Source organism: Salipiger abyssi (genome assembly GCF_017311415.1).
GTDB classification, from domain to species: Bacteria; Pseudomonadota; Alphaproteobacteria; order Rhodobacterales; family Rhodobacteraceae; genus Salipiger; species Salipiger abyssi_A.
This window is the reverse complement of sequence record NZ_JAEKIS010000019.1, coordinates 41,819-62,244: the sequence shown is the minus strand read 5'-3', so window position 1 is coordinate 62,244 and position 20,426 is coordinate 41,819. Positions and strand designations below refer to the sequence as shown.

Below are 20,426 nucleotides of genomic sequence, written 5' to 3'. Positions count from 1 at the left end.
CCTAATCCGCCGCCCTCGCCGCCGCCCGCCTGCGCCGCGCGGCATGGGCGAGCGCCACGCGCATCAGCCGGCGAAAGCTCGGACATTCCAAGTGGCTGGGCGCGGTGCAGCGCGCGGTATGGCGTAGCCCGTCGCGCAGCGCGGTCAGTTCGCGGATGCGCAGATCCAGCGCATCGGCCTTGTCGAGCAGCCGCTCGCGCGCAATCGCCGGCGCCTCGTGATCGCGCAGGATCTCTGCGATCTCCGCCAGCGAGAACCCGGCGATCTGCCCGAGCGAAATCAGCGACAGCCGGGTGAGCACATCGGGCTCGAAGATCCGCCGCAGCCCCCGCCGCCCGGCGGAGCGGATCAGCCCCTGCTCCTCGTAATAGCGCAGCGTCGAGGCGGGAATGCCGCTCTGCCGCGCGACCTCGGCAATGTCGAGCATGGGCTTGACCTCAAGTTGACTTGAAGTGGCATATCGACGGGCATCGCCTGATTCTGCAAGGAGCCCGTCACGATGCCGACCCCCGCCCCCAACCTTTTCACCCTGCTCTTCTCGGCCCTGATCCTGGGCATCGGCGCGACGCTGGTCATGGATCTGACCGCGCTTGTCCGCAAACGCGTGCTGGGCATATCCGGTCTCGACTACGCGCTGCTGGGCCGCTGGCTCGGCCATCTGCCCCGGGGCCGGCTGGTCCACCGCCCCATCGCGCAAAGCCCGCAGATCCCCGGCGAGCGCGCCCTGGGCTGGGCGCTGCACTATGTCACCGGCATCGCCTTCGCCGCACTGTTTCTCTGGATCGTCACACCCGGCTGGCTCGCGGCCCCGACGCCGCTTCCCGCGCTCGGCTTCGGGCTGCTGACACTGGCCGCGCCGTTTCTGCTGCTCCAGCCCTGCCTCGGCGCCGGGCTCGCGGCGCGCAACACACCCGCCCCCTGGCTCGCCCGCCGCCGCAGCGCCGTCAGCCATCTCTCCTTCGGCGCGGGCCTCTGGCTCACCGGCCTCGCCATGACGCTGCCCGGCTGACGCAGCCCCCGGCCTTCATCTTTCCGAAAAATACTCCCCCTGCGGCGCACCGCGCCGCACCAACGCAAATGTCAGATGCGCGGCGCGGTTTCCCTGCTAGGCTGAGCCCACGCAACAAGGAGACCCGCCCATGCTGCGCCTCGGCCTGATCCTGAGCCTGCTGCTGACCGCCGCCCTGCCCGCGAGCGCGCAGCAGCAGAGACGCCCGTCCCATTGCATCGCCATCGCCGATGCCGATCCCGGGCTGCGCTACCTGCACAAGGCCGCCTGGACCGATCCGGTGCCCGAGTTCTCGGTGCGCATCCAGTATATCGCCCATGCCAGTTTCCTGATCCAGACGCGCGGCGGGCTGGAGGCGGTGACCGACTACACCGGGTTCATCGGCAATACCGAACTGATCCCCGATATCGTCACGATGAACCACGCCCACGGCACCCACTGGACCGCCAATCCAGACCCGGCGATCCCGCATGTGCTGCCCGGCTGGGGCGCGTTCGGCGAAGGTATCGAGCATCATCTCGACCTCGGCGAAATGCTGGTGCGCAATGTCTCGACCGATATCCGCTCGGCCATGGGCGGGGTCGAGGAGAAGGGCAATTCGATCTTCGTCTTCGAGGTCGAGGGGCTCTGCATCGGCCATCTCGGGCACCTGCATCACGAACCCAACGATGCGCAATATGCGGCACTTGGGCGGCTCGATGTGCTGATGGTGCCGGTGGATGGCGGCTATACCATGGGGCTCGACGCGATGGTGCGGGTGGTGGAGCGGCTGAAGAGCTCGATCATCCTGCCGATGCACTGGTTTTCCGGCCAGTCGCTGAGCCGGTTTCTCGACGATGTCTCCGATACATTCGCCATCGACAGGCGCAATGGAGCCGAGCTGGTGGTCAGCCTGCGCGATCTGCCGCCGCGCCCGACCGTGGTGGTACTGCAACCGGCCTGGCTGCGCGACTGATCCGGGATCAGCGAGGCAAATTCTTTGAAAAGAATTTGCAAATCTTTTCATCAAAAGATTTGCACACCGCTCCCCTTGGCATCGCCGCAAAACCGGACCACTCTGCCGCCGAGAGGACCGACCATGACCCTGACCCCCGCCGATGACGGCTTTGCCGAACGTCTTGCATCCCGCCTGCCCGACAACACCCTGCGCCGCGCCGAGCCGCGCTATCTCGAAGAACCGCGCGGGCGCTGGCACGGCTGCTCGGGCTGGGTCGCCCTGCCCCGCAGCTCCGATGAGGCGTCAACCATCCTGCGGGCCTGCAACGATGCGCGGGTCGGCGTCCTTCCCTTCGGCGGCGGCACCGGGCTGGTCGGCGGCCAGATCGCACCGGAAGGCCCGGCGCCGCTGCTGATCTCGCTGGAGCGCATGAACGCGATCCGCGCCGTCTATCCGCAGGAAAACGTCGCGCTCGCCGAGGCGGGCGCGGTGCTCTCCGATGTGCAGCGGGCCGCGCGCGAGGCCGGACGGCTGTTTCCGCTCTCCCTCGCCTCGGAGGGCACCGCGCGCATCGGCGGGCTGCTGGCGACCAATGCCGGCGGCGTCAACGTACTGCGCTACGGCAATGCCCGCGACCAGGTTCTGGGGCTCGAGGCGGTGCTGCCGGACGGCACGGTCTGGCACGGGCTGAAACGGCTGCGCAAGGACAATACCGGCTACGATCTGCGCAACCTGCTGATCGGCGCCGAGGGCACGCTGGGACTGATCACCGCCGCCGCGCTGAAGCTCGCGCCGATCCCCGCCGCCACCGGCACCGCGCTCTTTACCGTCGCAGGCCCCGCCGCCGCGCTGGAGCTGCTGGCCATCGCCCGCGACCAGCTTGGCGAGGGCATCAGCGCCTTCGAGCTGATCTCGCGTCAGGGGCTCGACTTTCTGACCGAGGCGCTGCCGGAGCTGCGCCAGCCTTGGCCCGAGCCGCCGGACTGGTGCGTTCTGGTCGAGCTGGGGCTGGCGCGCGGGCTCGACCCGGAGGCGGCGCTGGAGGCGCTGTTCGCCGCCGGGTTCGCGGCAGATCTGGTCATCGACGGGATCGTTGCGCAGTCCGAGCAGCAGCGTCAGGATTTCTGGGCGATCCGCGAGCGCATCCCCGAGGCCAACCGGGTCATCGGCGCCATCGCCTCGCACGATATCTCGCTGCCGCTGGGCGCGGTGCCGGAGTTCATCGACCGTGGCGCGCCGATGCTGGCGCGGCTGGGGGAGTTCCGGATCAACTGTTTCGGCCATCTCGGCGACGGCAACCTGCATTACAATGTCTTTCCCGCGCCGGGCCAGCGGCGCGAGGAGCATGTCAACCAGCGCGACGAGATCAAGCATGCGGTGCACGATCTGGTGCATGAGATGGACGGCTCGGTGAGCGCCGAGCACGGCATCGGCCGGCTCAAGGTCGAGGATCTGGAGCGTTACGGCGATCCGGCAAAACTGGCGGCGATGCGCGCCATCAAAGCGGCACTGGACCCGAGGGGCATCATGAACCCCGGTGCGGTTCTGCGCGGCTGACCGGCGCCGCTGCCCGGACGTCCTGCCGGGATGGAGAGGGCGCTGGAGTATTTATCGAAAGATGAAAGCCCGGGCGCGCGCACCGGTCAGTTCGCGGCGAGGCGGAACACGCAGCCGTCGGAGATCAGCTGCGGCGGGGTCAGGCAGAGGCCCCGCGCCACGCTGAAGGCGGCCAGCACCTTGGGCACGTAATCGCGGGTTTCCGCATAGAGCGGCACACCGTCGTGTTTGGGGATCGAATTCTCGCCGGCATTGTAGCCGGCCAGCACCAGGATCGGGTCGCCGTCGAAGGTCTGCATCAGGAAGTCGAGAAAGGCCACGCCGCCGCGGATATTGTCCGCCGGGTCGAAGGCATCCTGCACGCCGAAGCGTTTGGCGGTGGCCGGCATCAGCTGCATCAGCCCCTGCGCGCCGGCACCGCTCACCGCATCGGCGCGCCCGCCCGATTCTACCGACATCACCGCCAGAGCGAGCGCCGGCGAGACGCGGGTGCCCACGGTGGATTTCAGCAGTTCAATGCCATGCGCCTGCGCCAGCCCCTGGAGATCCTGAAGCCGCGGCGCCGCCACGCCGCGGCCCTGCGGCGGCGCAGAAAGCTTGACCAACGCCGGTTCCAGCCGCCCCGGCCCGCTCGCCGCCAGCGTCGGGGAGACCGTTTCCCAGAACCACGGGAACGAGCCCTCCCCGCCGGCGCGACCGGAGGGCGCGGCGTTCTCCGCGACCGGCGCCGCCGGTTTCGTTCCTGAAACCGGCGCGATCTGTACCGTGACCCGCTTTTTGGCGCCCGGTTTCGGCGGTTTCACGCGCTTGGCGGAAAACTCCGGAAAAGGCGGCGGAGAGTCCGCCGGCAGCACACCGGCGCAGAAGACGGCCACTAGCGCCATCAGACCCATGGTTCGGAACATCGCTCGACCTGCCTCTGGTCTGTTCTCTTTGCGACCAGTCTGACACAAAGGCCGCTTTGGGCCAACATCGTTGACATAATCGATGCAGTGCCGTGCCATTTTCGCCGGAAAACAACGCGCGAACTACTAATATTCAGGAAAATAGATTTTTAAAACTTTACATTTCAATGACTTACCTCGCCCCCCGGCAAAATTCCCGTCAAACTACAAAATCAAACCAATTGTGCCCAATTCCTGCCTGATTCCGGGGGCTATATCTCCTCATACCGCAGCGGGACGGGGCAATGAGAGAGGCCCAGACAACGGTCCGACGCGGTGATGTGAGCAACAGAAGACAATATCTTACCTACGGAGAGAGACATGCTGAATTTCATCAAAAACTTCCGCAACGACGAAGACGGTGCTGTGACGGTTGACTGGGTCGTGCTGACCGCAGCCGTGGTCGCAATGGCGATCGGCGCCTACACCACCATTTCCGACAACTCGGACGCCATGATCTCCGCCGCCGGCACTGCCATCCAGGGCGAAGGCACCACGCTGTTCGGCACCGACTACACCGCACCGGACTGATAGACAGCCGTCATTTTCACCGCCGGACCGGCTCGAACCGGTCCGGCGGGAACCCGCTGAACAGACAAGACGAAATGTGACCGGTTCGGTATTGAGGGTCTGGAAATGCTTCGGATGCTGAGAACTTTTTTCCAGAATGAGTCCGGCGCCGTGACCGTCGACTGGGTTATCCTGACCGCGTCGGTGGTCGTAATGTCGGCGATCTCCTTTTACCAGATCCGCGACAACAGTGCGGCGATGGATGAGGCCGCCGGAGGGGCAATGGCACAAGAACAGGCGCGCCTGTTCCCCACCGAAGAAACGCCCGAATAGCCCTGCTGAGCAATGAATCGCAAAAGGCCCGCTTCGAATTCGAAGCGGCCTTTTGCGTTCTGGGACCGGCCGGACCGTCGACAGGCAAGCCACCGCGCTCGCCCAGAAACCGCTACGCGGCGGCCCACTTATGGCCATAATCATCGACTAGTCAGGGAATTGACCGCGCTTCGTAAACGATGGCGCGCATCCCAAGGCGAAACCCGAGAGGTAGAATTATGCGACTGGTATTCGGACTTGTGCTGATCGCGGGCCTGGGCCTTGCCGGCTTTGCCGTTCATCTGGCGCAAAAGCAGTTTGGCGCATATCAGAACGCGCTCCAGCACGAGCGTCAGAAGGCTGTGAAAGCAGTACCGACCCATCCGATCTATGTGGCGACCCGCGCGTTGAAATACGGCGAAGTGATCACCGAAGAAGATGTGCGCCTTGCGCCGTGGCCGACGGAGATCATGCCTGCGGGTATTTTCGATGAGAAAAGCCCGCTTTTCTCCGACGGCGACGAACCGCGCGTGGTTCTGCATGCCATGGACAAGTTCGACGCGGTACTGAACACGCGCGTGAGCGAACCCGGCGGCGATGCCGGTCTGACCTCGCGCTTGAAAACCGGAGAACGTGCCTTTGCCATCAAGGTCGATGTGACCTCGGGTGTGTCGGGGTTTCTGCGCCCCGGAGACCGTGTCGATATCTACTGGACGGGCCGCATGCCCGGCGGCGACCCCAACCTGCCGCGCGGCGATGTCACCCGTCTGATCGAAACCGGCATCCGCCTCATCGCCATCGACCAGACGGCCGTCGCAGACAGTGCCAACGCGTCGATCGCGCGCACCGTGACCGTGGCAATCAGCCCGCAACAGGTGGCTGGGCTGGCGCAGGCGCAGAGCACCGGCCGGCTGTCGCTCTCGCTGATGGGAACCAATGACGAGACGGTGGCCGATGTCATCGAGGTGGATCAGCGTTCGCTGCTGGGGCTCGGAGAGATCGAACAGCAGGCCCAGAGGCAGGCCGCAGAGGTTTGCACCACCCGTGTGCGGCGCGGGTCCGAGGTCGTCGAGATCCCGATCCCCTGCACAAACTGAGTTAACGAATTCAGACACTTGAACGCGAGGCGCCCAACGGCGCCTCGCGCGCTGCCGCCAGCTCTGCAACGCAGCATGTTGCGAGATACCCACATAAGGGACGGCGCCGAAGCCTTTGATTCTTGCAAAAAAACCGAAACTGACGCAAAGTCGCGGGAAATGCAGGCGCCAAGACCTGCTTCCGAGGCGTGATCGAAAGGCAGGTCACATGACAATTGACAAGTTTCTCAAGGCGGCCCTTTGCGGGCTGACTCTGGTGGCGAGCCCGCTCGCCCTCCCCGCTCAGGCGGAAAACCTGCGAGTTGTCCGAACCGGCACCGAAAGCGTTCTGAGCGTGCCGATGAACCGCGCGGTGGTTGTCGAGAGCGGATCGCCTTTCGCGGAACTGTCTATCGCCAACCCCAACATCGCTGATATCTCGTCGCTGTCCGACCGCACCATCTATGTGCTGGGCAAAACGCCCGGGACGACGACGCTTTCGATTTTCGACGCGAATGGCCAGCTGATCACCAATGTGGACGTGCGCGTCGCCGCCGATGTGACCGAATTCAAGGAACGCCTGCGCCAGATCCTGCCCAACGAGACAATCGAAGTGCGCACCGCGAATGACGGCATCGTCCTGTCCGGCACCGTGTCGAGCGCGCAAAAGCTTCAACGGGCCCTCGATCTCGCCCAGCGCTACGCGCCCGAACGGGTTTCGAATCTGATGACCGTGGGCGGCGTCCAGCAGGTGATGCTGAAGGTGCGCTTCGCGGAGATGCAGCGCTCGGTATCCAAGGCGCTGCGCTCGTCGCTGGCGCTTGGCGGCACGATCTTCGGCGATGACGTCGATCTCGCCACCGAAACCGGCACCTGGCTGAGCGGCAATAACGGGCTCGGCAGTCCGGTCGAGGTCAGCGGCGACGATCAGGGCGCCCTGCTCCTCGGCTTTGACGCCGGCGGGCTCGAAGTGGGAATTCTTCTGGAAGCCCTTGAAAGCAAAGGTGTTTCCCGCACTCTGGCCGAACCCAACCTGACCGCTCTTTCGGGGCAGGAGGCGAAATTCCTCGCCGGCGGCGAATACCCTATTCCGGTGTCGCAGGGCGATGGTGTGGTGACGATCGAGTACAAACCCTTCGGCGTCGAGCTGAACTTTATCCCGCGCGTCGTCGATGGCGACCTGATCAATCTGGAGCTCATCGGCGCGGTGTCCTCGATCGACAGCGCCAACGGCGTGGTGCTCGACTCGCTCAGCGTCGACGCCTTCCGTCGCCGCGAGGTTTCGACAACGGTCGAGATGCGTGACGGCGAGAGCTTTGCCATCGCCGGCCTGCTTCAGGACGATTTCCGTGATCTCAACGGCCAGGTGCCGTGGCTCGGCGACATCCCGGTTCTGGGCGCACTGTTCCGCAGCGCCGAGTATCAGCGCGAACAGTCAGAGCTTGTGATCATCGTCACACCGCATCTCGTCACCCCGACCCGGGGCGAGGCGCTGGCCCTGCCGACCGACCGCGTGCGGCCGCCGACCGAAAAAGACCTGTTCCTGTTCGGTCGCACCGCATCCGACGAAAGAAGCCCGACATCCGGCGGCGCGGCAGAGGTTGCCAAGCAGGATTTCACCGGCTCTTATGGCTATGTGATGGACTGATGACGATGCGGGGGCGCAGCAGAATGATCAGGTATAGCGTGGCCGGGCTTGGCCTTGGGCTCCTTGCGGCCTGCGGCGGCCCTGGCGCCGATCCGGTGCGGAACCAGTTCTTCGAGGAGGCGGGCTCGGTCGCTGACAACGGCGATTTCGGCAATGCCACGATGAACAACACCCAGATCATGAACGGCGAAAAGGCCTATGTCTTCGATCTCGGCAAGCGCTTCGCGCAGGAAGTGCCGACGATGGTGAATTTCGCCTTCAACAGCGCCCAGCTCGATGTCGGCGCGCGCAACACGCTGCGTGAACAGGCCAACTGGATCCGCCAGTTCCCCGAAGTGCGATTCCGCGTCTATGGCCATACCGATCTGGTCGGCTCCGACAGCTACAACAAGCGACTGGGCATGGCCCGGGCTCAGGCTGCGGTGGCCTATCTCGCCAGCCAGGGCATTTCGCGTTCGCGGCTCGAAGCGGTGGTGTCCTACGGCGAATCGCAGCCGCTCATTGTGACCCAGGGGCGCGAACGGCGTAACCGGCGCACGGTAACCGAGGTGTCTGGCTTCGTGAAAGGCCATCCCAACGTGCTCGACGGCAAATATGCCGAGGTGATTTATCGCGAATATGTTCGCAGCGCCACCCAAGCGAGCACGCTTTCGGGCACCGGCGGGGGCGGCGACGACTCCTAGTCGCGCCGCACTGATATCGTCCGGCAATACCGTACAATTACGGTTTTTCGGCCCAAATGTTGCCCACATTTTAAAGGATCTTACCCGAGAAGGGAGAATTGCGCCGGGGCGACTCGGAGCAAGGGCCCTGGAAGCGGGTAAAAGCCTATTCGACTGCCTTTACCTTTGCCGTCCGGGACCGCCCTAAAAGGTAAAGGATGAGAGGCAATGACGAGTAGTACTGCGCTGCAAAGCGATCCAAGCCCGATCGTCGCCTGCACGATCAGCCGGAACGTGCAGGATTTCGATCTTCTCATCGAGGATATGGAAGACATGCTTGGCGAAGGCTGGGGCGATCTCGGCTTTGGCGAGGCGCTGGCCTTTCTGCGCCAGCCCGACGCTCAAGGCATTGAATTCGTTGCCCTTGCCATCGACGAAGAGGATGAGGACGAGCTTGGCCTGCTGTCGGAGGTGATCGCCGCCGCCAAGCAGCGCAATGTGAAGGTCGTCCTGATCGCCGAGGATGTGACCCCGGCGGCACTTCACCAGCTGCTGCGCGGCGGCGCCGACGAATTTGTCCCCTACCCGCTTCCCGAGGGCGAGCTGGCAGCCGCGGTCGAGCGGCTGCGCCAGCGGCCGACGGCGGCTCAGGCGCGCGAGGGTGTGCAGCTGTCGGGCGGCGGCGACGGTGTGTTGATCGCCGCACAGGGCATGTGCGGCGGATGCGGCGCGACCACATTCGCGGTCAACCTCGCATGGGAGCTCGCCACAATCAGCAAGGACCACGCGCCGCGCGTCTGCCTGCTCGATTTCGGGCTGCAATTCGGCTCGGTCGCCACCTATCTCGATTTGCCGCGCCGCGAAGCGGTGCTGGAACTGCTGAGCGATATCGACGCAATGGACGGCGACAGCTTCGGCCAGGCGCTGGTGACCTTTGAGGACAAGCTTCAGGTTCTGACATCGCCGGCGGATGTGATCCCGCTCGACATGATCACCCCAGAGGAAGTGAAAGCCCTGCTCGACGTGGCCCGCGAGCATTTCGACTACGTCGTCGTCGACATGCCGGGCACCCTGGTGCAATGGACAGAGACCGTGCTGCTTGAAGCACAGGTCTATTTCGCCCTCCTCGAACTCGACATGCGCTCGGCCCAGAACACGCTGCGGCTCAAGCGCGCGCTCCAGGCCGAGGAACTGCCGATCGACAAGCTGCGCTTTGTGCTCAACCGGGCGCCGAAATTCACCGATCTTCAGGGCAAGAGCCGCGCCAAGCGCATGGCCGAAAGCCTCGGCATCCGCCTCGACGTGCATCTGCCCGATGGCGGCAAGGCCGTGGCCATGGCCGGCGATCACGGCATGCCGCTGGCAGCCAGCGCGCCCAAGAACCCGCTGCGCAAGGATATCGCCAAACTGGCGGCAGAGCTTCACAGCATCGGCCAGACCGATGCGGAAGCCGCCTGAGAAGGAGCCTGATCCATGTTCTCACGTTACAAAAAAACCGCGGTCAAGCAGGCCACGCCGGTCGCCGAAGCGCCCCGGCCGGCCCCCGTGGCCAAAGCTCCAAAACCGGTTTCGCAGCGCAAGCCGATGGCAAAGAAGCCCGCCGAGGCCGAACCGCAGGACCGCGAAAAGAAGCGCAAGGAGCGGCTCGGCGACATCAAGCTCGAACTGCACCGCGCACTGCTCGACAACCTCAACCTGGCGGCCATCGACCAGGCCAGCGAGAAGGAGCTGCGCGAGGAAATCAGCGCCATCGTCGCCGAGACGCTGAACGACAAGAGCATCGTTCTGAACCGCGAAGAGCGCACGACGCTGAACCAGGAACTGTATGACGAGGTCAAGGGGCTCGGCCCTCTTGAGACGCTGCTTCAGGACGACACCGTCTCGGATATTCTCGTCAACGGGCCGCATCAGATCTTTATCGAACGCGCGGGGAAACTGACGCTCTCGGATGTGGTGTTCAAGGACGAGCGCCACCTGATGCGCATCATCGACAAGATCGTCTCGGCTGTGGGCCGGCGGGTCGACGAATCCAACCCCTATGTCGACGCCCGTCTCGCCGACGGCTCGCGTTTCAACGCCATGGTCCCGCCGATTGCGGTGGATGGCTCGCTGGTGTCGATCCGGAAGTTCAAAAAAGACAAGCTGTCGATCGACGACCTCATTAATTTCGGCGCTTTCAGCGAAGAGATGGCGGTATATCTGCAAGCCGCCGTCGCCACACGCCTGAACGTGATCGTTTCGGGCGGCACCGGTTCGGGTAAGACAACCACGCTCAACGCGCTGTCCTCCTTCATCGACGACAGCGAGCGCATCCTCACCATCGAGGATACTGCGGAACTCCAGCTCCAGCAGACCCATGTGGGCCGGATGGAAAGCCGTCCGCCAAACGTCGAGGGCAAGGGTGCGGTCACGCCGCGCGACTGTCTCAAGAACGCGCTGCGGATGCGCCCCGACCGCATTATCGTCGGCGAGACGCGAGGCGAGGAAGTGATCGACATGCTTCAGGCCATGAATACCGGCCATGACGGTTCGATGACCACCATCCACGCCAACAACCCGCGCGACGGCATCAGCCGGATGGAAAACATGATCGCCATGTCCGGCGTGGAAATGCCGCTCAAGGCGATGCGCAGCCAGATCTCCTCGGCCGTGAACCTCATCGTGCAGGCCTCGCGCCTTCAGGACGGCTCGCGCCGGATGACCTCGATCACCGAGATCACCGGCATGGAGGGCGACGTGATCTCGATGCAGGAGCTGTTCCGCTTCCAGCGCGTCGGCCTGACACCCGACAACAAGATCATCGGCCATTTCACCGCCACCGGCGTGCGCAGCCATTATTCGGAGCGCTTCAAGATGTGGGGTTACGATATCCCGCCGTCGGTCTACGAACCCTTCCGCCCGGAGTAAGCCATGCTGTCCGCAGAACTGATCATCTATGGTCTGATCTTCCTCGGCGTCCTCGTTCTCGTCGAGGGTGTCTATCTCGTGGCATTCGGGCGCTCTATCAGCCTCAACAGCCGGGTGAACCGCCGGCTGGAGATGCTGGACAAGAACGTCAACCGCGAGCAGGTGCTTGCCAAGCTCCGCAAGGAGATGGACCAGCACCTGGAAAGCCGCGGCATCCCGCTTTATTCGCTGCTCGCCGACCGGGCGCAGAAGGCGGCCCTCGCCTTCACTCCGAACCAGCTGATCGGCATCATGGCGGGTGTCAGCGTCTTTGCCTTTCTCGGCCTGACCATCGGCACCGAGGCCGGCCTGCCGGTGCGCCTCGTGATGGGGATCGGCATGGGCGTCGGCGGCGTGTTCATGTGGGTCAACCACAAGGCCAAGAAACGCCTTGCCCTGATCGAGGAACAGCTTCCGGACGCGGTGGAACTGATGGTGCGCTCGTTGCGGGTGGGTCACCCGTTCAGCTCGGCCATCGCGGTCGTCTCGCGCGAGATCAAGGATCCGCTGGCCACCGAGTTCGGCGTGATTTCCGACGAATCCACCTATGGCCGCGACATCGGTGAAAGCCTCAAGCATATGGCCGAGCGGCTGGACATGCAGGATCTGCGCTTCCTCGCCGTGGCGGTCTCGATCCAGCAGCAATCGGGCGGCAACCTGGCGGAGATCCTCGACGGGCTCGCCAAGGTGATCCGCTCGCGCTTCCGGCTGTTCCGCAGGGTGAAGGCGATCACCGCCGAGGCGCAATGGTCGGGCAAGTTCCTCTCGGGCTTTCCGGTCGCCGTGCTGCTGATCATCCAGCTGACCGACCCGCATTACTACGACGAGGTGATGGATCACCCCTGGTTCATTCCCGCCTGTTTCCTCGTGGCGATCTTCCTGACGTTGAACATCATCGTCATGCGGATGCTCGTGAATATCAAAGTCTGAAGAGGCCCCAGCCATGTTCGACACACTTGGAACCATGATCACCGAGGCGCTCGGCCCGGCGGGACCGCTGATGGTCGTCGCGGGCCTGGCCCTTCTGCTGATCCTCGCCACCATCCCGATGCTTCTGAAACAGAAGCCCGACCCGATGGACAAGCTCGCCAAGAGCGGTCGCGCCCGGATGGACGCGGAAACCAAAGCGATCCTGCGCGACAACCGCCGCCATGCAAAGCTCAACAAATACGCCCAGTATCTCGAACCGCAAAGCGCCGAGGAACTCGGGCAGATGCGGCTCAAGCTGTTGCAGGCGGGCTATCGTACCCGCGATGCGGTGCGGCTCTACTATTTGGCGCAGATGGTGCTGGGTATAGGGCTGCTGATCGTGGGCACGATCTATTACTTTCTGTTCAAGGACGGCCCCGACGCGACGCTGCAAACCAAGCTGATCTACATCGTCGGCCCCGGCGCCATCGGCTACCTCGCGCCCAAATACTGGATCACCAAGCGCGTCGAAGAGCGCAAGAAGCAGATCGAGGAAGGCTTTCCCGACGCGCTCGACATGATGCTGGTCTGCGTCGAGGCGGGTCAGTCGCTCGACCAGTCCATCGTACGCGTTGCCAGAGAAATCCGCGCCTCCTACCCGGCGCTGGCCGATGAATTCGAGATCATCAGTCACGAGATGAAGGCCGGCAAGGACAAGCGCAGCGTGCTCAGCGACATGGGTGAGCGCTGCGGCGTGCAGGACGTTGCCTCTTTCGTGACCGTTCTGAACCAGGCGGCCAGCTTCGGGACGTCGATTGCCGACGCGCTGCGGGTCTATGCGTCGGAAATGCGTGACAAAAGGGTCATGCGTGCCGAAGAAAAGGCAAACAAACTGCCGACAAAGATGACCCTGACCACTATGATGCTCACGGTGCCACCGCTGCTGATCATTCTTGTTGGTCCGTCGGTGATGAGCATCACACAGCTCGGGAATATCAGCTTCAAGTGACGCGATGAAATTAGGCCTGACCGCCTGCCTGACGAGCCTGCTGCTGGCCGCCTGTTCCACAGGCGGCCCGTTTGCGTCCGACAACCCGACCTACGCGCCCGCCGTCGACCCGCGCGGCGAGGCGGTGGACGGCTTGATTGTGGGCCATCAGCTGATGGAGGCGGGAGAATACGAGCTGGCGCTCGAGGCCTACACCCGCGCCGCCGGCAAGCACGGGCTGACCGGAGAGGTGCTGACATCGCTGGGTTCGGCCAATCTGGGGCTCGGGCGGCTGAACCAGTCGGAGACGCTCCTGCGCAAGGCGGTGGATGCGGAACCCGAATGGGCAGAGGCCTGGAACAATCTCGGCGTCGTGCTGATCGAACGCGGAAAGACCGCTGAGGCTGCGGAAGTGTTCCGGCGTGCCTACGCGCTCGACAATGGCGAAAGTGACGCAATCCGCGACAATCTGCGCTTGGCGCTCGCAAAATTTGAAAATCCGGGCTATGCTGACGCCGAAGAACAAGAATACAGGCTCGAGCGGCGGGGCAGCGGAACCTATCTGATCCACCGCATCGGCTGATGAGGCAAGAGCAGTAAAAGGACGCAACAAATGCGCCACCCTACCCTTGTGATCCTCTGCGCCGCAGGGGTTATCACCCTTTCCGCCTGTGAAAAGACGATAGACAAGGACGCGGTCGACCGCGAATTCGCCGGTGTGAACGCCATCGACGGCGCCGGGCTGAACGATGTCATGCTCAAGGCAGCAGACCCGACGGAGGCGGCCGCCTATTTCCAGCGCGCCAACAAGATCGACCCGGGCCGGATCGACCTGATGCGCGGCCTTGCCAAATCGCTGGTACGGGCAAAGCGCAGCCAGGAAGCCACCATCGCCTGGGGCCGCGTCGTCGAGCATGAGGAGGCGACCGACGAGGACCGCGTGGCCCTCGCCGATGCGCTGATCCGCAATAACGACTGGGAAAAAGCCGAACAGGTTCTGACCTCTATCCCCCCGACCCACGAGACCTATCAGCGCTACCGCCTGGAGGCGATGATCGCGGACAGTCACAAGGACTGGAAAAAGGCCGACAGCTTTTACGAGACCGCCGTGGGGCTCACCACGCGCCCCGCGCCGGTGCTGAACAACTGGGGCTATTCCAAGCTGAGCCGCGGCGACTATGCCGGCGCCGAAAAGATGTTCTACGACACGCTGCGCCACGATCCGTCGATGTTCACAGCAAAGAACAATCTGGTTCTGGCGCGCGGCGCCCAGGGCAACTACACATTGCCGGTCATGCAGATGACCCAGGTCGAACGCGCCGAGCTCTTGCACACGCTGGGTCTCTCGGCGGTCAAGCGCGGCGATGTCGAGATCGGCAAAGGGCTGCTGCGCGATGCGATCGAGACCCATCCGCAACATTTCGATGCGGCCGCGACGGCGCTGGCCGCGCTGGAATCGAACATTTCAAACTGATCCGATGCTGTCGATTTCCGCCGCCTCCGCGCTCTGGTTCGCGCCTTTCGTGATCCCGCTCTGCCTGTATGTCTGCTTTACCGACATGCGGGAGCTGCGGATCACCAACCAGGCCAACCTGGCGCTCGTCGTCGTCTTCGTTCTGGTCGGGCTGATCGCCCTGCCCTTCGACGACTATCTCTGGCGCTACACCCATTTCGCGGCGGTTCTGGTGGCGGGCATCGCACTCAACGCCGGCGGCGTGATGGGCGCGGGCGACGCGAAATTCGCCGCCGCCGCCGCGCCGATGATCCATGTCGGCGACCTGCGCTTTCTGCTCGCGCTCTTCGCCGCAACGCTGCTGGCCGCCTTCCTGAGCCACCGCATCGCGAAATGGTCGGGGCTGCAACGGCTCGCCCCCGAATGGAAAAGCTGGTCGAGCGGCAAGCGCTTCCCCATGGGCATGGCCCTGGGCGGCACGCTGGCGCTCTATCTGATCCTCGGCGTTTTCTACGGCAGCTGACCCCTGCGCGCGGCGCGGAGGCCGCTGCAATTCCCAAGGCCGGCCCATCTCTTGCCACAAAGCTGTTGTTTCTTACACGGCAACAGATCCGAATGGGGCCTTGCAGAGATGAATATGGAACCCAGCGCCGTCATGGCGCCTCCTCCTCCGAAACGTCTGGATGAGATGAGCCTCTCATCGGTCTTCATGCGTGACATCATGCTCAAGACCATCTTCCGCAAGAACGCCAACACGGTGAGCGAGCTGGCCAAGGCGGTCTGCCTGCCGATGGGCATCACCCAGGAGCTTATCGACCTGGGGCGCTCGCAGGGGCTTATGGAGGCGATGGGCACGCTCAGCGCCAATGCCAGCAACGAGATGAGCTATCAGCTTACCGATTCCGGCAAGGCACGCGCGCTCGACGCGCTGTCGCAATCGGAGTATTTCGGCCCGATGCCGGTGCCCCTGCATCTCTATGCCGAACAGGTTAAGCGCCAGTCGATCCGCAACGTCCAGATCACCCGCGACCAGCTGGTCGGCGCCATGGGCGATTTGGTGCTGCCGGAAAACCTGATCGCGCATCTCGGCCCGGCCGTCGGATCCGGGCGGTCGATCCTGATGTACGGCCCGCCGGGCAACGGCAAATCCTCTATCTCGAACGGCATCCGCGATGCGATGGGCGACAAGATCTATGTGCCCCGCGCCATCGAATATTCCGGTCAGGTGATCTCGGTCTACGACCCGATCGTGCATTCCGCCGCTGAATCCGCCGAGGACGACCCCTCGCGCCTGCGCCGCACCACGCGCTTCGACACGCGCTATGTGCTGTGTGAGCGCCCCACGGTGATCACCGGCGGCGAGCTGTCGCTCGACATGCTCGACCTGGTCTACAACCCCACCGCGCGCACCTATCAGGCGCCGCTTCAGCTCAAGGCCACCGGTGGCATCTTCATCGTCGACGACCTCGGCCGTCAGGCGGAACCGCCGCAAAAGCTGGTGAACCGCTGGATCGTGCCGCTGGAAGAGAACAAGGACATCCTCGCCCTGCAATCGGGCGAGAAATTCGAGGTGCCCTTTGACACGCTGGTGATCTTTTCCACAAACTTCCACCCCAACGAGATCTTCGACAAGGCGGCGCTGCGGCGGATCTTCTTCAAGATCAAGATCGACGGGCCGAACCAAGAGGATTTCCTCAAGATCTTCGCGCTGGTCGCCCGCAAGAGAAAGATGCAGCTCGACGAAGCCTCGCTTGTGCATCTGCTCAAGACGAAATATCCGACGATCAACAATGTCTATGCGAACTATCAGCCAATCTTCCTGATCGATCAGATGATCGCGGTGTGCGATTTCGAAGGGCTGCCCTACAAGATGACGCCCGAGCTGGTCGACCGCGCCTGGGCCAACATGTTCGTCCGCGACGAAAAGATCGTGAAATAGGCTTGCGGGGCATCCCGCCCCGCAATCTCCCCTGTGCGGCCTACTGGATCGACAGGTCGAGCTCAAAAGGCACGGTCTGTCCGCTGTCTTCGGCATTTCCCATCAGATAGACGCGGATCACATAGGTGCCCTTTTCCGGCAGGGTCACCGTGGTGGCGTTGCCATTGATCGAGCTGTTGTAGATCGCAACATTGTCGCTGCCCGGCGGCAGGATGTTGAAATAGGCCGAGCCGCCGCTGTCGAGCTCGACAAACATTTCCTGCCCCGCGCCCGCGCCCAGCCGGTAGTCGTGGTAATCGTGGCCGGTGACCTGACCGCTGACATGCGTGCCGTATTGCCCCTTTGGGAAATGCACGTCGCTCACCGTCTGCGCCACGGCCATCGCGGGCAATGCCCCCGCAACCAGAAGACCCACCGCGACAGACCTGACTTTCTGTTTCATCATTCCTCCTCCCTAAGGCTCAGGCTCCCGATCCTACACGGTTTTGCCGCCTCAAGGAGCAGGTATTTTTCACGCCGTCCGGAGCGGCTTTCTTTTGCGGCCCGCCCCTGCATTTTTCTGCTTGACGCTCTGCCCCCGCTATCATACCCACCGCTCCACGGTATGGCGGAGTAGCTCAGTTGGTTAGAGCAGCGGAATCATAATCCGCGTGTCGGGGGTTCAAGTCCCTCCTCCGCTACCATTTACCCTTATAACATATTGAAATAGCTAAGAAAATTTCGCAGAAAATCGCCCTGCCTAAGAATTGCCTAGGTTCGGACAGCCGTTAAATCGGCCCCGAAAGCCCCGCACGCGCTCACGAAGACGTGACCGCGTGCCGCACCCTTCTGTGGTCGCCGTCCGGTCGAACGACATGGGTTCGGCCCGAAAACTCTTCCCAACCGCGCCCTCGAAGTGCTTAGATCACTATGGCTGTAAATGCGGGGGTATTTGATGTTCGGGTTCCTGAAAAAGAAGACTGAGAACCCGTTGCGAGCAATACTCAACGGCGGGAACGCTGACTATGCGAACTTCGTCAAAGAACTATTTGATGGATTGGACAACGCGACAAAAGCGCATGTGCTTGTAGCGTATCAAAACCTGATTCCAATTGTCGGCGCGATGCACAACGTTGCAAAGCAACAGGGTTCGGCATTCTCGATAGATGACTTCATCATTGAATGCGCTGAAAAACAGTCTGCCGCTAGAGATGAGATCAATATGCGTCGGTTCGCTTGGTTCATGTGGGCGGCGATGGTTTATCGACTTGTCACAATGTCCAGTAGAGACGTCGGTTTGAGGGACACGCTTGCCGAAGTTTGGTGCGACATTGCAAGGTGCGCGCCTTTCCTCAAAGCATTGCTGCCCGACAATGTGGTTTGGAAGCCCGATGAAAAGGTTTGGTTTGACCTGATGATAGATGACCCAAAGCCGGGAATGGTTGCTTGGGCTATCAACCACGGCGGGCCGAAAGTGATTTGGAAGTCTAGTGCTATCAAAAAACTTGCCGACGAATTTGGGCTTTTCTACTTTGAAGGGGCTGAGACAATGGGGCCAGTTTCGTATATCCCGCCGCGTCCTGCGCCTGACGAATGAAAAGAAACCCCGGCTGCGTCGTTGAACGCGAACCGGGGTCAGTTGCCCTTGGCACTTCGGGTAGCTATGTCAGACGGCGACGGCGTAGGTGCTGCGGCAGACTTCAAGGGTGCGGGCACGATCCGACGCGGTAACGGTATAGAGCGGCACGGCAAGCAAGGCGGTTTCGGTCAGGTCTACGGCCAAGCCTTCGGCGGCAAGGGCGGCGTTGATCGTGGTTGCGGGCGAAGTGATGCCCACAGCTAGGCAGGTGGGCACGTCCCATCGGCTTTCCGGCACATGGTGCATGATATGGTGCAGGCGCTCGGAAACGGCTGGCAGGGCCGCACAGGACCAGCCTAGGCGCTGATCCATCACCGGGGCGGCTAGGGCTGCTGTGGGCACGCACAAGGGCAACTGGCGCTCCCCTAGCCCGCTCCAATCGGGATAGGCCGCAACGGCGGGGTCAATCGGCCACAGGCACGCATAGGGCGGCACCTGCACATAGCCGTGCATCGGCGCGGGCCGCTTCGCCGGGCTACTGGCCGCAATCCATGCGACCAGCTTTGCTATGTCCGTCGCGGCGGTCATTAGACTTCGACGCGGCTTGCCTGTGCCGCTTCAACGACTTCGTGCGAGTAATACGACGAATGCACGTCGCCTACGACGCGTTCGTAGTTCTGCACCTTGTCGGCAAGTTCGACACCTTCATTCAACAGCTTGAAGCCCGACGGCGCGAAAAGTTCGACGGCTTTCAAGCGCATGGTCGAATGCAATTGGTCGGTCATATCCATGAGAAACGACGGCGAAGAATAGATGGTGGATGCGACCTGCAAATCCACCTTGTAGGCGTTGGATACCTTCTGCATCCCTTCCGGTGTCTTGATTTGGTCCCTGATCCAGCCCCGGATTTCGGATTGCAGATAGCCATAGTTATCGCGCGGTCCCAAGATTTCGTCGGCGACGGCCTGCCCGTCGTCTTTGAGTTCATTGGCCTTCTTCCCGAAAATTTGGGCGTGACGCCGCAGGTCGCTGGAAAGCTGCACGGCAAGTTCGTGCGCGGCCATGTGCTGTTGCGCCTTGTTGCGCGTCCGGTCGCCCGCTAGCTTCTGCGCCTTTTCGGTCGTCGCCGTGACCTTGGAAAACAGGGCTTCAAGATCGTTCTTCACGCTCGGAAGCTTCGCCGGGTCGCCAAGCTTGATGCGCAGCCAAGTGTTTGTGCGCAAATTCTGGATCGTGTTTGCCCGCGACGGGACAAGATGAACGCTATTCCCTTCTGCGTGCCCGATTGCGGGGCTTCCCATGACGCTACGCATTGTGCCTATTTCCTTCTTCTTCTGCGATTGTTTCGCTTGCTTCGTTGATAAGTCGGGCTTGCTGCGCCAATAGCGCGGCCTGCCATTCGTCGTCGGACCCGTGGTCGGTCACGATCATGCACGGCCCCTTCGGCATGGTGCCGATAAGCTGGCCTTGGGGCGTGAACCGCGCGACGGAACCGTGAACCCGGACGGGCGGTCGGTTGCGGGTTTCCAGCCGTTTCAGGCGTGCGGCGATTGCGGGGCAGGCCATTACCGTTCCCCCGCTTCAAGGGCTTCTAGGCGGCGCTCAAAGTCGCTGCCTTCGATCATGCGACCTATAAGCATGAGAATGTTTGCCAAGCGGCTTGCGTCCTGCACGTCGATTTTCCCGGCGCGGGCTTCGCGGTATAGCTTCGCCATTTCCTTGCGGGCGTCGGTCACGCTATCCAGCTTCACGCGCACACGACGGGCTTTCCCCTCTTGGGGGTGGGGGGTGTTGCCCCATGCCGCTGTAGGTGCTGCGTTTTCCATTGCCTGAACCCGTCAATTCCGGCCCATTATGGGCGTCTTATCGAAAGCTAAGCCGGGTCAATTCCAAGCGGTCAAACGAATTCAGGCATGAGTTTCAAAATAGACAAATGAAGACAAAAATAGTTTATGCGAACGAAAGCGCGTTGATATTT

At 62.8% G+C, this 20,426-nt stretch carries 24 protein-coding genes and 1 tRNA gene; 18 read left to right on the top strand and 7 right to left on the bottom strand.

Translation table 11 applies throughout. The features are described 5' to 3' along the window. Nucleotide 1: 1 nt before the first annotated feature. A complete protein-coding gene (locus I6N89_RS20605) occupies nt 2–427 on the bottom strand; it encodes a helix-turn-helix domain-containing protein (RefSeq protein ID WP_207020303.1) in 426 nt (141 codons plus the stop codon). 72 nt (nt 428–499) lie between these two features. Here I6N89_RS20605 and I6N89_RS20600 point away from each other — a divergent pair, with 72 nt between their 5' ends. The 3 genes from I6N89_RS20600 (at nt 500) to I6N89_RS20590 (ending at nt 3,503) form a co-directional block, all read left to right on the top strand. Further along, on the top strand, nt 500–1,009 hold the full coding sequence (locus I6N89_RS20600; RefSeq protein WP_207020302.1) for a DUF2938 domain-containing protein: 510 nt from the start codon (nt 500–502) through the stop codon (nt 1,007–1,009). Nucleotides 1,010–1,139: 130 nt separating this feature from the next. After that, nucleotides 1,140–1,964 (top strand): MBL fold metallo-hydrolase, encoded by an 825-nt coding sequence (locus I6N89_RS20595; RefSeq protein WP_207020301.1) that lies wholly within the window; start codon nt 1,140–1,142, stop codon nt 1,962–1,964. 123 nt (nt 1,965–2,087) lie between these two features. Beyond that, nucleotides 2,088–3,503, top strand: coding sequence for an FAD-binding oxidoreductase (locus tag I6N89_RS20590; protein WP_207020300.1), 1,416 nt, complete (start codon nt 2,088–2,090; stop codon nt 3,501–3,503). Between the two features lie 86 nt (nt 3,504–3,589). Here the strand turns inward: I6N89_RS20590 and I6N89_RS20585 are convergent, their stop codons facing one another. Further along, on the bottom strand, nt 3,590–4,408 hold the full coding sequence (locus I6N89_RS20585; protein WP_207020299.1) for a lytic transglycosylase domain-containing protein: 819 nt from the start codon (nt 4,406–4,408) through the stop codon (nt 3,590–3,592). A gap of 360 nt (nt 4,409–4,768) precedes the next feature. On the opposite strand from I6N89_RS20585, the gene I6N89_RS20580 reads away from it, so the two are divergent. The 13 genes from I6N89_RS20580 (at nt 4,769) to I6N89_RS20520 (ending at nt 16,890) form a co-directional block, all read left to right on the top strand. Beyond that, nucleotides 4,769–4,978: a Flp family type IVb pilin gene (locus I6N89_RS20580; RefSeq protein ID WP_207020298.1), complete on the top strand. Its 210-nt coding sequence runs from the start codon at nt 4,769–4,771 to the stop codon at nt 4,976–4,978. A 114-nt stretch (nt 4,979–5,092) separates the two neighbouring features. After that, nucleotides 5,093–5,290, top strand: coding sequence for a hypothetical protein (locus I6N89_RS20575; RefSeq protein ID WP_328805910.1), 198 nt, complete (start codon nt 5,093–5,095; stop codon nt 5,288–5,290). A gap of 218 nt (nt 5,291–5,508) precedes the next feature. Beyond that, complete coding sequence (cpaB, locus tag I6N89_RS20570) at nt 5,509–6,366, top strand: Flp pilus assembly protein CpaB (RefSeq protein WP_207020296.1); 858 nt, start codon at nt 5,509–5,511, stop codon at nt 6,364–6,366. Nucleotides 6,367–6,574: 208 nt separating this feature from the next. Then, nucleotides 6,575–7,993, top strand: a complete 1,419-nt coding sequence (locus I6N89_RS20565; RefSeq protein ID WP_207020295.1) for a type II and III secretion system protein family protein — start codon at nt 6,575–6,577, stop codon at nt 7,991–7,993. A 23-nt stretch (nt 7,994–8,016) separates the two neighbouring features. Further along, complete coding sequence (locus I6N89_RS20560) at nt 8,017–8,676, top strand: OmpA family protein (protein WP_236016755.1); 660 nt, start codon at nt 8,017–8,019, stop codon at nt 8,674–8,676. 207 nt (nt 8,677–8,883) lie between these two features. After that, on the top strand, nt 8,884–10,113 hold the full coding sequence (locus I6N89_RS20555) for an AAA family ATPase (RefSeq protein ID WP_207020294.1): 1,230 nt from the start codon (nt 8,884–8,886) through the stop codon (nt 10,111–10,113). 15 nt (nt 10,114–10,128) lie between these two features. After that, on the top strand, nt 10,129–11,562 hold the full coding sequence (locus I6N89_RS20550; protein ID WP_207020293.1) for a CpaF family protein: 1,434 nt from the start codon (nt 10,129–10,131) through the stop codon (nt 11,560–11,562). A gap of 3 nt (nt 11,563–11,565) precedes the next feature. Continuing rightward, nucleotides 11,566–12,531 carry a type II secretion system F family protein gene (locus tag I6N89_RS20545; RefSeq protein ID WP_207020292.1) on the top strand — a complete coding sequence of 322 codons (966 nt, stop codon included), beginning with the start codon at nt 11,566–11,568 and terminating at the stop codon, nt 12,529–12,531. 13 nt (nt 12,532–12,544) lie between these two features. Continuing rightward, entirely contained in the window at nt 12,545–13,519 is a 975-nt protein-coding gene (locus I6N89_RS20540) for a type II secretion system F family protein (protein WP_207020291.1), read from the top strand. A gap of 4 nt (nt 13,520–13,523) precedes the next feature. Continuing rightward, the gene (locus tag I6N89_RS20535) at nt 13,524–14,081 is read left to right on the top strand and encodes a tetratricopeptide repeat protein (protein ID WP_207020290.1); all 558 of its coding nucleotides are present in this window, start codon (nt 13,524–13,526) and stop codon (nt 14,079–14,081) included. Nucleotides 14,082–14,111: 30 nt separating this feature from the next. Next, a complete protein-coding gene (locus I6N89_RS20530; RefSeq protein ID WP_207020289.1) occupies nt 14,112–14,972 on the top strand; it encodes a tetratricopeptide repeat protein in 861 nt (286 codons plus the stop codon). Nucleotides 14,973–14,976: 4 nt separating this feature from the next. Next, nucleotides 14,977–15,474, top strand: coding sequence for a prepilin peptidase (locus I6N89_RS20525; RefSeq protein WP_207020288.1), 498 nt, complete (start codon nt 14,977–14,979; stop codon nt 15,472–15,474). A gap of 108 nt (nt 15,475–15,582) precedes the next feature. Further along, on the top strand, nt 15,583–16,890 hold the full coding sequence (locus tag I6N89_RS20520; protein WP_207020287.1) for an ATPase: 1,308 nt from the start codon (nt 15,583–15,585) through the stop codon (nt 16,888–16,890). A 40-nt stretch (nt 16,891–16,930) separates the two neighbouring features. Here I6N89_RS20520 and I6N89_RS20515 read toward each other — a convergent pair whose 3' ends face one another. Beyond that, a complete protein-coding gene (locus I6N89_RS20515) occupies nt 16,931–17,332 on the bottom strand; it encodes a hypothetical protein (RefSeq protein ID WP_236016754.1) in 402 nt (133 codons plus the stop codon). A 164-nt stretch (nt 17,333–17,496) separates the two neighbouring features. Here I6N89_RS20515 and I6N89_RS20510 point away from each other — a divergent pair. Further along, nucleotides 17,497–17,573, top strand: a tRNA-Met gene (locus tag I6N89_RS20510). Nucleotides 17,574–17,824: 251 nt separating this feature from the next. Next, a complete protein-coding gene (locus I6N89_RS20505; protein ID WP_207020285.1) occupies nt 17,825–18,466 on the top strand; it encodes a hypothetical protein in 642 nt (213 codons plus the stop codon). A 69-nt stretch (nt 18,467–18,535) separates the two neighbouring features. Here the strand turns inward: I6N89_RS20505 and I6N89_RS20500 are convergent, their stop codons facing one another. Genes I6N89_RS20500 through I6N89_RS20485 form a run of 4 tightly spaced genes read right to left on the bottom strand, consistent with a single transcriptional unit; the run spans nt 18,536 to nt 20,205 of the window. After that, nucleotides 18,536–19,036: a hypothetical protein gene (locus tag I6N89_RS20500; RefSeq protein WP_207020284.1), complete on the bottom strand. Its 501-nt coding sequence runs from the start codon at nt 19,034–19,036 to the stop codon at nt 18,536–18,538. Further along, the gene (locus I6N89_RS20495; protein ID WP_207020283.1) at nt 19,036–19,761 is read right to left on the bottom strand and encodes a hypothetical protein; all 726 of its coding nucleotides are present in this window, start codon (nt 19,759–19,761) and stop codon (nt 19,036–19,038) included. Before I6N89_RS20495 ends, I6N89_RS20500 begins: the two co-directional genes overlap by 1 nt. Then, nucleotides 19,754–20,014 (bottom strand): hypothetical protein, encoded by a 261-nt coding sequence (locus I6N89_RS20490; RefSeq protein ID WP_207020282.1) that lies wholly within the window; start codon nt 20,012–20,014, stop codon nt 19,754–19,756. Before I6N89_RS20490 ends, I6N89_RS20495 begins: the two co-directional genes overlap by 8 nt. Continuing rightward, nucleotides 20,014–20,205 (bottom strand): hypothetical protein, encoded by a 192-nt coding sequence (locus tag I6N89_RS20485; RefSeq protein WP_207020281.1) that lies wholly within the window; start codon nt 20,203–20,205, stop codon nt 20,014–20,016. The genes I6N89_RS20490 and I6N89_RS20485 overlap by 1 nt, the downstream gene beginning before the upstream one ends. Between the last annotated feature and the right edge of the window lie 221 nt (nt 20,206–20,426).